At 70.2% G+C, this 11823-nt stretch carries 10 protein-coding genes; 2 read left to right on the top strand and 8 right to left on the bottom strand.

Annotated features, from left to right (window positions below; all coding sequences use genetic code 11):
* Positions 1-174: 174 nt before the first annotated feature.
* Positions 175-2328, top strand: a complete 2154-nt coding sequence (locus tag VEW47_00890) for an ATPase, T2SS/T4P/T4SS family (protein HYS03725.1) — start codon at positions 175-177, stop codon at positions 2326-2328.
* Here the strand turns inward: VEW47_00890 and cobA are convergent.
* Genes cobA through ccsA form a run of 4 tightly spaced genes read right to left on the bottom strand, consistent with a single transcriptional unit; the run spans position 2291 to position 6922 of the window.
* Entirely contained in the window at positions 2291-3850 is a 1560-nt protein-coding gene (gene cobA / locus VEW47_00895; GenBank protein HYS03726.1) for a uroporphyrinogen-III C-methyltransferase, read from the bottom strand. The genes VEW47_00890 and cobA overlap by 38 nt on opposite strands.
* The gene (gene hemC / locus VEW47_00900; protein ID HYS03727.1) at positions 3847-4776 is read right to left on the bottom strand and encodes a hydroxymethylbilane synthase; all 930 of its coding nucleotides are present in this window, start codon (positions 4774-4776) and stop codon (positions 3847-3849) included. The genes cobA and hemC overlap by 4 nt, the downstream gene beginning before the upstream one ends.
* Positions 4777-4783: 7 nt before the next feature.
* Entirely contained in the window at positions 4784-6130 is a 1347-nt protein-coding gene (gene hemA, locus VEW47_00905) for a glutamyl-tRNA reductase (protein ID HYS03728.1), read from the bottom strand.
* 3 nt (positions 6131-6133) lie between these two features.
* On the bottom strand, positions 6134-6922 hold the full coding sequence (gene ccsA, locus VEW47_00910; GenBank protein ID HYS03729.1) for a cytochrome c biogenesis protein CcsA: 789 nt from the start codon (positions 6920-6922) through the stop codon (positions 6134-6136).
* A 138-nt stretch (positions 6923-7060) separates the two neighbouring features.
* Between ccsA and VEW47_00915 the strand changes: the two genes are divergently transcribed.
* The gene (locus VEW47_00915; protein HYS03730.1) at positions 7061-7729 is read left to right on the top strand and encodes an HAD family hydrolase; all 669 of its coding nucleotides are present in this window, start codon (positions 7061-7063) and stop codon (positions 7727-7729) included.
* 17 nt (positions 7730-7746) lie between these two features.
* Here VEW47_00915 and VEW47_00920 read toward each other — a convergent pair whose 3' ends face one another.
* From VEW47_00920 to VEW47_00935, 4 genes are all read right to left on the bottom strand, one after another.
* Positions 7747-8223: a GspH/FimT family protein gene (locus tag VEW47_00920; protein HYS03731.1), complete on the bottom strand. Its 477-nt coding sequence runs from the start codon at positions 8221-8223 to the stop codon at positions 7747-7749.
* Positions 8224-8345: 122 nt separating this feature from the next.
* Positions 8346-8660 carry a helix-hairpin-helix domain-containing protein gene (locus VEW47_00925; protein ID HYS03732.1) on the bottom strand — a complete coding sequence of 105 codons (315 nt, stop codon included), beginning with the start codon at positions 8658-8660 and terminating at the stop codon, positions 8346-8348.
* Between the two features lie 483 nt (positions 8661-9143).
* Positions 9144-10721 carry a phosphoglycerate dehydrogenase gene (serA, locus tag VEW47_00930; GenBank protein ID HYS03733.1) on the bottom strand — a complete coding sequence of 526 codons (1578 nt, stop codon included), beginning with the start codon at positions 10719-10721 and terminating at the stop codon, positions 9144-9146.
* Positions 10718-11812, bottom strand: a complete 1095-nt coding sequence (locus VEW47_00935; GenBank protein ID HYS03734.1) for an alanine--glyoxylate aminotransferase family protein — start codon at positions 11810-11812, stop codon at positions 10718-10720. The genes serA and VEW47_00935 overlap by 4 nt, the downstream gene beginning before the upstream one ends.
* Between the last annotated feature and the right edge of the window lie 11 nt (positions 11813-11823).

Here is an 11823-nt window from a genome sequence, read left to right on the forward strand (position 1 = left end):
CCTCAAGAAGAACGCTAACCGTAGCATAGGGACAGGGGGCAGTCAAGAAGACGTTTGTTCCCAAGTCCTTGCGTTTCTTGCAAATACGCACCACGGACCCTATATTCGCCCCGCCGGAATGCGACCCTCGCGTGCCCTCGTGGGGCTGCTCAGGGTCGCCCGTCGGAGCAGTCGGTGCCGCGAGAGTATCCGACTCAGTGCTGGTCCTGCCTCGGCGAGTTCGACGCCGTGTCGGCAATCTGGTGCGCCTGCAGCGCCCGGAGCGCCACCAAGCTCTGTCCGTTCTGCTTTCACTGCTTCTGCCAGGCTGACGCCGAATACCAGGAAGCCTTCTGGAGGAACGCTCCCCGCGAGCTCCAGGAGGAGCGCGATCTCCTGAAGGAGGCGGCCGGGTCTTCGGGTGAGGCGCTCATCCGGTCCAATCTGCTGAGCACCGATCAGCTCGTGTCGGCGCTGCGCTGGCAGCAGAACCGCGGCGCGAGCCTCGAGGATGCCCTCCTGGACCTGGGCTTCGTCTCGAAGGACAACCTCGAGCTCGTCGTGAAGCGTCAGCCCCCCGCGCCGGGCACGACCCTCGATCTCTCCAAGGGACTGGTGGACGCCTCGCTCGTGAAGGCGATCACGGTCGAGCTGTGCTACCGGAAGAAGATCCTGCCGATCAGCAGGGAGGAGATCGGAGAGAAGGCCATCCTGACGCTCGCCATGGCGGGCCCGACCGATGTGGAGACGATCGATCAGGTGCAGAGCCTGACGAACTGCCGGGTCATTCCGATGAACGCCTCGGAGAAGGACATTTTCGATCGCCTCGCCGATCTCTTCCCCGAGGAGTACAAAGCACTCGTGGCCGGCGAGGATCCGCCGGGAGCGGACGCCTCCGGGAAGGGCTCCGGTCGGACGCCGGGACCGATCTCCCGGCCGGAGGCGCCTTCCCCCAGGGCCACGCGACCCGCTACGACTCCGGCCGCGGCGGGCGGCAGGGGGAGCTCCCGGGCCAGGTCGGTGGCACGCCAGGCGGCGAGGCCTGTGGAAGAAGAAGAGGTCGAGGAGATCAACGAGCAGGGGGAGGCGGACACCGCCCCTCCGTCGCCGGCGGTCGATCCTCTGGCGCTCGACCCGGCGGCCGGCCCACCGTCCGCGAAGGCGCCCTCCCCTGCCCGAGCCGCGCCCGCACCGGTCGCCGGCGACGATGCGCAGGCCCTGCAGACGATCCTGTCCGAGGCGATCTCGAAGAGAACGTCGCTCGTGCAGTTCGAGATCCGTGGCACCGCGGTCTCTTTGTTCTTCCGGATCGACGGAAACCTGTTCCGGGCCAAGCTCTCCTCGAAGGCCACCGCGGCGGGTCTCCTGCGCGCCCTGAACACAGTCGCGGCGCTGCCGTCCGACGATCGGCCGGCGGCCGGCCGGCTGAGCGTGAAGGTGGGCGGGCGCAAGATCGAGGTGGTCGTGCGTCGCTTCCATTCGGCGGGGGGCACGAGTCTGCTCCTGAAAATCATCGAGCGCTCCGACTTCCTGCGGGCCCTCGAAGACCTCGGGCCGAGCGCCCTGGATCTCGAGCGGATCCGGCAGGCCATGACGCTGCCGAAGGGACTTGTCGTCCTCAGCGCCCCGCCGCACAACGGGCTCGAGACGACGCGCTACTCGCTGATGGCGCACGTCGCCTCCGAGCGCCGCCGGGCCCTGTCGATCGACTCGCCCCAGCTCTTCACCGTCCCGGGGATCCGCCAGGAGGAGGTCCTGTTCCCCGCCGACGCCGCCAAATGCGCCGCCGCTCTCGCCGGAGTCCCCGGCAGCGAGGTGGTGTTCCTCCCGGAAATCCAGGGCCCCGGGATGGCGAAGCTGGCCCTCGAGACCGCCGGCTCCTGCCTGGTCGTCGCGGCCATCCAGGCCCGCCGGGCCTCGCAGACACCGGCGGCGATCCTCTGGCACCAGGTCGATGCCGCCCTGCTGGCGTCGCGGCTGAAGCTGATCGTCAACCAGCGTCTGGTGCGGCGGATCTGCGCGACCTGCCTCAAGGCGACGCCGGTCACCGACCGTATCTTGAAGATGATGGGGCTGACACCCGACGAGGCGCTCGATCTCAAGGCCTCCCAGGGAGCCGGCTGCGACACGTGCGGACCCTTGAGCCCGGGCTATGCCGGTCGGCTGGCCCTCGTCGAGGTGCTGCAGGGGACGCCGGAGATCGCGGTCCACGTCGCGGCCGGCGGATCGCCCGGCGAGATCGAGCGCGAGGCGCGCCGGGCCGGCATGAGCCCGCTGCGCGCCGGCTGCCTGTCCATGGTCGGACAGGGCGTCACGACGCTCGAGGAGTTCCAGAAGGGGAATTTTTGAAGTAACGCAGCACCGCCCTGGACAGGTCGGGGACGGTGGAGACGCGCGGAACGACCGCCACCCTGAACCGCTCGCGCCGCGCGGTGGCCGCCGTGATCGGGCCGATGGCCGCCACCGGGACTCTGCGGATCAGACGCGCCTCGATCCTGCCGCGGAACAGGCGCGCGAACGAGGCGACCGCGGAGGACGATGTGAAGGTGATCAGGTCCAGCCGCCCTTGCCGCAGCGCGGCACGCACCTGCTCCGCACCGGCGCGCGTCGGGACCGTGCGGTACACCGGCACGACGTCGACCACCGCTCCTCTCCGCCGCAGCTCCGTGATCAGGAGGTCGCGCGCCACCGCCGCGCGCGGCACCAGGACGCGTGCCCCCCGCAGGGGGCGCTTCCTCATCAAGGAGACCAGGCCCTCGGCGCGGTAGTCCTCCGGGAGCGCCTCGACCCGCAGGCCGCGCGCCTCTACGGCCGCGGCGGTCGCCGGACCGATCGCCAGCACGGTGATCCCTTTGAGATCGCGGACGTCCCGCCTCATCTCGAGAAGCCGCGCGAAGAAGGGCGTCACGCCGTTCACGCTCGTGAAGATGATGGAGTCGTACGAGGTCAGTCTCCGCATCGCGCGATCGAGCGGGGCCCTGTTCCGCGGCGGTCGGAGCTCGATGGAGGGGGCCAGAAGGACGCGCGCCCCGCGCGCGCGGAGATCCTCGACGAACGGACCCGCCTGTTCGCGCGGTCGCGTCACGACGATCGTGCGGCCGTGGAGCGGCAGGCGGGAGACCCAGTCGAGGCCACGGCGCAGACGCACGACGCGCCCCGCGATCAGGAGGGCCGGCGGCCGCACGCCGGCGGCGCGGGCACGCGCCACGATGTCGCCGAGCCTGCCCGAGACGACCTCCTGTTCCGGGAGCGTCGCGCAGCGGACGAGCGCCACGCTCGTCGCCGGGCTCATGCCGGCGCGCAGGAGCCGCCCGACGAGCCCCGCGAGCCGCCGCACTCCCATGTAGAGAACCAGGGTGTCGGCGCGCGCCAGGAGCTCCCAGTCCGGTCCGCCGGTGCTTCGGGCCGGGCCGGGATGCCCCGTGGCGAAGACCACGGTCGAGGCGTGCCGCCTGTCGGTGAGCGGAATCCCGGCCCAGGCCGCGGCGCCGAGGGCCGCGGTGACGCCGGGGACCACGGTGAAAGGGATCCGGGCGCGCCGGAGGGCCTCGGCCTCCTCTCCGCCCCGCCCGAACAGGCTCGGGTCCCCCCCCTTGAGACGCACGACGAGCAGGCCGCGACGCGCCCGGTCGATCAGCAGGCGGTTGACGGTCTCCTGACGGACGCTCTGTCTGCCGCCGCGCTTGCCGGCGTTGATCCGTTCCGCCGACTTGGGAGCCAGGTCCAGGAGCTCGGGGGACGCGAGAGCGTCGGCCACGACCACGTCGGCCCGCGACAGAAGGTCCTGCCCTCGTCTCGTGATCAGACCCGGATCGCCCGGTCCGGCGCCGACCAGGTGGACCGTGCCCGGCCGGTGCCGGCGACCGCTCACGGCGCGTCGGGCAGGGGCGCGGACGTCCCCTGGACCAGCGCGGAAGCCCCGCGCGCCAGAAGGACCCGGGCCGCGTCGAGCCCGATCGCCTCGGCGTCCCGCGCATCCCCTTCGCGACGTTCCTTCAGGAGCGGCTCGCCGCCGGGACCGGCGACGAGAGCCCGCAGGGAGAGCCGCTCTCCGGCGACCTCGCCGAAGGCGGCGATGGGGGCCTGGCATCCTCCCCCCAGCCCGCGCAGCAGGGCGCGCTCCGCCGCCACCGCGATCGCCGTCGGGGCGTGATCGTAGGGACGCAGGATCTCCGCCAGACCGCGGTCGTCGGTGCGGATCTCGATCGCCAGGGCCCCTTGCCCGACGGCGGGGATCATCTGATCGTAGTCGAGCACGGTTCCCTCGACTTCGAGTGCCAGACGGCGCACACCTGCGCTGGCGAGCAGGATGGCGTCGTAGTCTCCTGTCCGCAGTCTCCTGAGCCGGGTGTCGAGGTTGCCGCGCAGGTCCTTGATCACGACGTCGGGACGCAGGGCCCGCATCTGGCAGGAGCGTCTCGGACTCCCCGTGCCGACGACCGCTCCCGGCCTGAGCCCCGCGGGGCCCGGGGCGCCGGGGGCAAGCAGGATGTCGCGCGGGTCCTCGCGCTCCGGCACGCAGGCGATCGTCAGGCCGTCGGGCTGTGAGGTCGGCAGGTCCTTGAGGCTGTGCACCGAGACATCGACGTTCCCCGCGAGCAACGCCTCCTCGATCTCCTTGACGAAGACACCCTTCCCGCCCATCGACGCGAGCGAACGATCCGGGAATCGGTCCCCGGAGGTCCGGATGATCTCGACCCGCGAGTTCCGTCCTGCCTCGAGGAGCCGGAGCCTCAGCCACTCCGCCTGCCACAGCGCCAGGCGGCTACCGCGGCTGCCGATCACGAGGGTCCTCACGCGCGGGTCACCGGGTCTCCCGGCGGGTGGGAGCCCCGGTGGTCCCCTCGGGGGATTCCTCTTCCCGGGGCGTGTCTTCCGTCGGCGCCTCCTCAGGACGGTCGATCCCGAAGATCTCGCGGATCAGCATCACGCCCTTCCCCGCTCCGTTCTGCGTGGCGAGGCGCTTCAGCGCCAGGGTCGGGGCGTGCAGGAGCTTGTTGACGAGGGAGGCCGCCATCTGCCGGACCGCCTCCTCCTGCCCGGGGGTCAGTCCGGACACCTTGCCCCGGAAGCGCTCCACCTCCTGGTCGGCGATCCCGTGCAGGTGCCGGCGCAGGTCGACGATCGTGGGGGTCACCTCCAGGGACTTCATCCACGCCAGGAACGCCTCGGTCTCACGCTCGACGATCGCCTCGGCGACCGTCATCTCCTTCCGACGCTCGTCCAGACCTGCCTGCACGACCCCCTGCAGATCATCGATGTCATACAGGTAGACATTGTCCACCTCGTTGACCTTCGGATCCACGTCGCGCGGGACGGCGATGTCGATGAAGAAGATCGGACGCCCGCGCCGGGCGCGGCTCAGCTGCTGGGCGTGCTCCCGGAGGATCAGCAGATGCGGAGCCGCCGTGGAGGCGATCACGATGTCGGCGTGCTCCATTTCCTGGAACAGGCGGTCGAACGGCACGGCCCGGCCCCCCAGCTGCCGTGCCAGCTCGTCGGCGCGCTGGTAGGAGCGGTTCGCCACCAGGATCGATCGCACGCCGCTGCCGGCGAGGTGCTGGGCGGCCAGGCGGGCCATCTTGCCCGCCCCCACGATCATCGCGGTGCGCTCTTCGAGGTCCCCGAAGATATCGCGCGCCAGGCCGACGGCGGCGTAGGCGATCGACACCGGGTGCCGGGCGATGCCGGTCTCAGTGCGCACCCTCTTGGCCACCGTGAACGCGCGCCGCAGCAGGGCGTCGAGGACCGGTCCGAGCGAGCCGACCTGGCCGGCGAGAGCGTACGCCTCCTTCACCTGCCCGAGGATCTGCGCCTCCCCGACCACCATCGAGTCGAGCGAGGCCGCCGTCCGGAACACGTGCCGCACCGCCTCCCGCTCTCTGTAGAGATAGCAGTGTCTTTCGAGCTCCTCCCCGCTCACCGGGCGCTCGCGCGCCAGGAATCCCGAGAGAGCGCCCGCGCCGGTGCCGTGCCGCATGTGGACGATGATCTCGGTGCGGTTGCAGGTGGAGAGGATGAACGCCTCTTCCACACCGTCCGCCTGCCTGAGGCGGGCCACGGCGTTCTTCAGCTCCTGCTCCGGGAACGCCACTTTCTCGCGCACCGGTAGAGGGGCGCTCGCGTGGTTCATTCCGTAGACGATGGGCATGGCTCAGTAAAATCCCAGGATGCGCACCAGCACGACGCTGAACGCAACCATGGTGAGAAGGGCGGCGTTGCGCCCTCTCCAGCCCCATCCCAGCCGCGCCACCACGACGACGGCCAGGATGACCCACGCGATGACCGCGAGCGTCTCCTGCGGCTGCCAGGCCCAGTAGGTGCGCTTGATGCTGGCGCTGTACATGGCGCCTGTCACGATACCCAGCGTCATCAGAGGAAAGGCCCAGAGGAGAGAGACCTGGCCCACCTTGTCGCAGCTCTCGAGCGAGGGCAGCTTGACGAAAAAACGCCCGGGGCGTTTGCTCTTGAGTGCCCGGTCGAGGAGGACGTACGCCACGCTCGCGGCGAACGTGATCGACAGCGCGGCCATCGCGAAGATGATCACGGTGACGTGGAGGCGCCGGAGCGACGGTCTGAGCGTCGCGGTCAAGGGGATCACGTCCTGCGGCAGGAGGTCCGAGACGAACAGCAGCACCAGGACCAGGGGCAGGATGACCACGTGCAGGACCTCGATCCGGTGACGCCAGAAGACGACGAGATAGACCAGGACGGTGCTCCACGCAAGCGCCGACAGCACCTCCGGAACCGTGCCGAGCGGACAGCGCTTGAGCGCGGCCCCCAGCGCCACGAGGGCCAGCGTGTGCGCGACCCAGCCGGCGCCGGCGAGCCAGGGCGTGAAGCGCTGGGTCCTGACACGCCCCAGGATCGGCAGGAATGAATTGATGAATCCGAGGCAGTAGAACGCCAGGGCGATTCGAAGGAGGGTTAGACTCCAGTCCATGGAGACTCCGGGCACGGTGGCGGGCGCGACGTCGGGATTCTAGCATGCGAGTCGCGGAAAGTCTTTGAGAGACCTCCATTTGCCGGAACGAGGTCCGGCTTGATCCGGCGCCGGATGGGATGCTAGGATGGGCCCTACTTGGGGAACCTGCAGTTGATTCGCGGCATAATCTTCGACTTCGACGGCACGCTCATCGATTCGTACGAGGCGATTGCCGAGAGCCTGAATCACGTCCGGTCGTCGTTCTCACTCCCTAACTACACGGTCGAGGAAGTCCGACCCATGGTCGGTCACGGTCTCGAGCACCTGATCGCGGAGGCCATAGGTCCCGGGCGCGTCGTGGAGGGGGTGAAGCTGTTCCGGCAGTCCTACGCCAGCCTGTGCGAGCGCAAGACCACCATCCTGCCCCAGGTCAAGCAGACCCTCGACGCGCTGGACGGCCGCGGTTATCAGATGGCCATCGCCAGCAACAAGCCGTCCTACTTCGCGCGCGACATCATGAGGGCCCTCGAGTTCGATCATCTGTTCGCCGAGGTCCTGGGACCGAACGACGTGGAGCGGCCGAAGCCCGACCCCGAGATGCTCGAGATCATCATCATGCGCATCGGTCTCTCCCCCGAGGAGGTCGTGTACGTCGGGGACATGCCGCTGGACGTGGAGGTCGGCCGGCGGGCCGGCGTGGCGGTCTTCGCGGTTCCCACCGGATCGGCGACGCGCGACGCGCTTCTCGAGGCGCGTCCCGACCGCCTGCTGCATCGCTTCTCGGACCTCCTGACCTTCCTCCCGTCGCTCTCCGGCGCGCGCTAGGAGCCTGTCCGAGGCTCCTACCGGCTCCAGAGCCAGCGATCCCTGTCGAAGCGCCAGATCCGGATACGGCCGGTGCCGCCGTACAGGACGACCGCGGCCACGGTTCCGTCGCCGTCGCTGACGTACAGGGTGCCGCTGCTGGACGTGCCCCGAGGCGTGAACGTGATGATGTCGGAGCGGCCGAAGCGCACGGGATCGCCCCCGGGCATCAGGACGCCGGAACCGGGGGGAGTCTCCGGGATCGACACATCCGGCAGGCTGAAATCGATCCCCTCGTAACGTGACGGGAGGTCGCGACCGGCGCCGAGGACCGTATCACGGCCCGAGGCGATGTCGTCCGAGCGGACGCCGTCGCCGTCCCCGTCGGCATAGAACGCGTAGACGTAGCGGCCTCCCGACCAGGTGAGGCGCATCGCCACGTCGCGCCGCGAGGCGATCGCCTCCGAACGGAGGCGGGCCATCTCCTGCCCGAGCTCGCGCGCCGCCGCCGTCACCCGTCCGCGCGACAGGGCGGCGAACAGCGCCGGCGTCGCCGCCGCGGCAAGAAGACCGAGAAGGAAGAGGGCGAGAACGGTCTCCGGCAGGGAGAAGCCGCCCTCGCCCCGCAGGCGCGTCCTCAGCTCTTGCCGATGGTCAGCCTGTCCCGGATCCGCTCGAAGGTCTTCTCGCCGATCCCGCGGACGTTCAGGATGTCCTCGACCTTCTTGAACGGGCCGTTCTTCTGGCGGTATTCGACGATCCTCTCCGCGTAGGCCCGCCCGATCCCCGGGAGCGCCACCAGCTCGTCCACGCCGGCCGTGTTGATGTTCACCTTCTCTCCGGGGGCCGCGGCCGGCGGGGCCGCTCCCCGGGCGGTGCCGGGCGCGAAGGCCAGGACCGCAAGCGCGAACACCAGGACCGCTCCCACGAACAGGAGACTCTGCCGTCTCATGGAACCTCCTTGGGTGAAGGAAAAATCTTGGGGGAGGGGGGATCATCGGATCCCCCACCCGCGTCGTGGAATGGGATGAATCTCCGGGATGGAGAGCCGATCGGTTGTTGTGACTCATCCCATGTCTCCCCCAAGCTCATGATTCCGCTCCACGCGCGATCTGACGTCACGCACAGATGCAGGTGCACGCGGTGTGCCAGGCCGCGCGCCCCGCCGCTCTCCCCGCTCCCCGCCCCTCTGCACGCCTTCTCCGCCGCGACTTTCGGGCCGGTCCGGGCGGCGCCAGGACCTCGCCGCCAGCGAGCGTCATCGTCCCGCGCCTGTCCTCCCGCGGCCGCGGCCCGAGTCGGCCTGTCCTCCATCGGACAGTTCGAGACGCCGACCCTCCGGGCTCATCGACGCGCTTGCGACGTCGACGGCGAGGGAATGATTTCCGGGGGACGCCCGGGCTCTTCTGGCGGGGATCGGTGCGCTCTTCGAGCTCTAGAGGGTGACGCGCTCCGCCCAGAGAACGCCGCCGATCGCCGCGATGTCCCGCAGCAGGTCGTCGGGGACGGACGAGTCGAGGTTGAACACGGCGATGGCCCGGCCGCCGGAGCGATCGCGGCCGAGGGAGAGGTAGGCGATGTTCACGGACGCGGCGCCGATCGCCGAGCCGATGCGACCGACCATGCCCGGACGGTCGTCGTTGCTGACGATCAGCATGTCCCCCTTGGGAAGGGCGTCGAGGTGGAACTCGTCGAGGCGGACCAGGCGCGGCTCGCGCTTGCCGAACAGGGCTCCCGCCGCCGAGCGCTCGCCGTCGCGGCCGCGCAGGGTGGCGGTGATCAGCGCCGTGAAGTCCTGCGGCTCGGCGGCGCGGACCTCCAGGACCCTGATCCCCGCCTCCCTCGCGAGGATCTGGGCGTTGACCACGTTGACCGGGTCCGAGAGCTTGGACTGCAGGAAGCCCTTGAGGAACGACGCGGTCAGCGGGCGCATGGGATAGTCCTGCACGCTCCCCGAGTACTCCAGGGCCACCTCGCCGACCGGCCCGCGCGCCAGGGACGACAGAAGCTTCCCGAGCCGCTCGCAGAGGTCGCGGTACGGCTGCAGCGCCGGCAGCAGGCGGGGATCGATCCCCTCCATGTTGACGGCGTTGGTCACGAGATTGTCCTTCAGGTAGGCCGCGATCTGCTCGGCGATACGCACCGCGACCTTCTCCTGCGCCTCCTGCGTGGACGCGCCCAGGTGGGGCGTCAGGATCACCGAGTCGAACGACAGCAGCGGGCTGCCGGTGGGCGGCTCGTTCTCGAAGACGTCGAGGGCGGCTCCCGCCACGTGACCGTCCCGCAGGGCCCCGCAGAGGGCCGCCTCGTCGATGATCCCGCCGCGCGCGACGTTCAGGATGCGCAGGCCCTTCCGGCAGCGCGCCAGCTCCTCCCTGCCGATGAGATGCCGCGTCCCGTCCGTCAGCGGCAGGTGCAGCGTGATGAAGTCCGAGCGCTCGTAGACCGTCTCGATCGGGACCAGGGCCACCCCGAGGCGCGCGGCCACCTCCTCCGACAGGACCGGGTCGAATCCGATCACCTCCATGCCGAAGGCGCGCGCCCGCGCCGCCACCTCGCGGCCGACCTTTCCGAGACCGAGGACACCGAGGGTCTTGCCGGACAGCTCCACACCCAGGATCCGGCCGCGGTCCCAGCGTCCGGCCTTCATGGAGCGGTCCGCCAGCGGGATCTGCCGCGCCAGGGCGAGCATGAGCGACAGCGTGTGCTCGGCCGCCGAGATGGTGTTCTCGCCCGGCGCGTTCATCACGACGATGCCGCGCTTGGTGGCGGCCGCGACGTCGATGTTGTCCACCCCCGCGCCCGCCCGGCCGACGACGCGCAGCCTGGGGGCCCTGCGCATCACCTCCTCGGTGATGCGGGTGTCGGAGCGCACCACGATCCCCTCGACATCGGCGACCGCCGCCAGCAGGTCGCTTCCGGTGATCCCCGGGCGATGATCGGCCTCGATCCCCGCCCGCTTCAGGACCTCCGAGCACACCGGCAGGATGGTGTCGGCTATCAGGACTTTCACGCCGCGACCTCCTTGAGGACGTCGTCCATCGCGGCCTGCAGCTCCTCGATCCCCGCGACGGTGTGGTCCCCCATGTGTCCGATGCGGAAGGTCAGCTCCTTGAGCTTCCCGTAGCCGTTGCCGATACCGAAGCCGCGCGCGGCCAGGGCCGCGACGAACCGCGCCAGGTCCATCCTCCGGGTGTTGGCCACGCAGGTGATGGTGTTGGAGCGCGCCTTCTCCTCGGCGAACAGACCGAAGCGCCTCGCCGCCCAGGCTCGCGTCGTGTCGGCCATGGCGCGGTGGCGCTGGTAGCGCGCCTCCAGGCCCTCCGCTTCGATGCGCTTCATCTGCGCGCGCAGGGCGAACATGTGGCTCACGGAGGGCGTGGCCATCGGCGTGCCCTTGTCGAAGCAGCTCTTCAGCCGCAGGAAATCGAAGTAGTACCCCTTCCCCGAGCGCCGGGCCGAGCGCTCCAGCGCCCGGGGCGACACGGCGCAGACGGAGAACCCCGGCGGCAGGGCCAGACATTTCTGCACCGAGGCCAGGCAGACGTCGATGCCGTTCCTGTCCACGTCCACCGGCATGCCCCCGAGGGAAGACACCGCATCCACCAGCAGGAGCACGTCCGCCTGACGGCGCACCGCCTCGGCGATGTCCGGCAGCGGATTCACCACGCCGGTCGCGGTCTCGTTGTGGACCAGCGCCAGGGCGTCATAGCGCCCGGTGGCGAGGTGGTCGGCGACGGCCTGCGCCGGGATCGCCCTGCCCGGCTCGACGTGCAGCGGGTCGGCGTCGAGTCCGCAGGCCAGGGCCACCTCGTAGAAGCGTTCCGAGAACGCCCCGCACACGGGAACGAGAACGCGGCGCGCCACGCAGTTCCGCAGGGCCGCCTCCCACAGCCCGGTCGCCGAGCAGGCGGTCAGGAAGACGTCGTGGGCGCGCGTCCCGAACACCGTCCGCAGGCGAGGGAGCAGGTCGCGGATCATCTCCTGCATCAGGGCGCCGCGGTGACCGATGACCGGGCGGGCCATCTCGCGCAGGATCTCGGGCGAGACCTCGGTGGGGCCGGGTGTGAAGAGGATCGTGTGGTCCCGTTTCGCGGCGGGCACGGAGTCCGTCT

The sequence above is a fragment of the Candidatus Dormiibacterota bacterium genome (assembly GCA_035635555.1).
In the GTDB taxonomy this organism is placed as follows: domain Bacteria; phylum Acidobacteriota; class Polarisedimenticolia; order Gp22-AA2; family Gp22-AA2; genus Gp22-AA3.

Bases quoted from the DNA above. Each gene is read 5' to 3' on its own strand.
- ccsA (HYS03729.1), bottom strand. From the start codon at position 6,922: ATGGACTGGAGTCTAACCCTCCTTCGAATCGCCCTGGCGTTCTACTGC.
- VEW47_00925 (HYS03732.1), bottom strand. From the start codon at position 8,660: ATGAGACGGCAGAGTCTCCTGTTCGTGGGAGCGGTCCTGGTGTTCGCG.
- hemA (HYS03728.1), bottom strand. From the start codon at position 6,130: ATGCCCATCGTCTACGGAATGAACCACGCGAGCGCCCCTCTACCGGTG.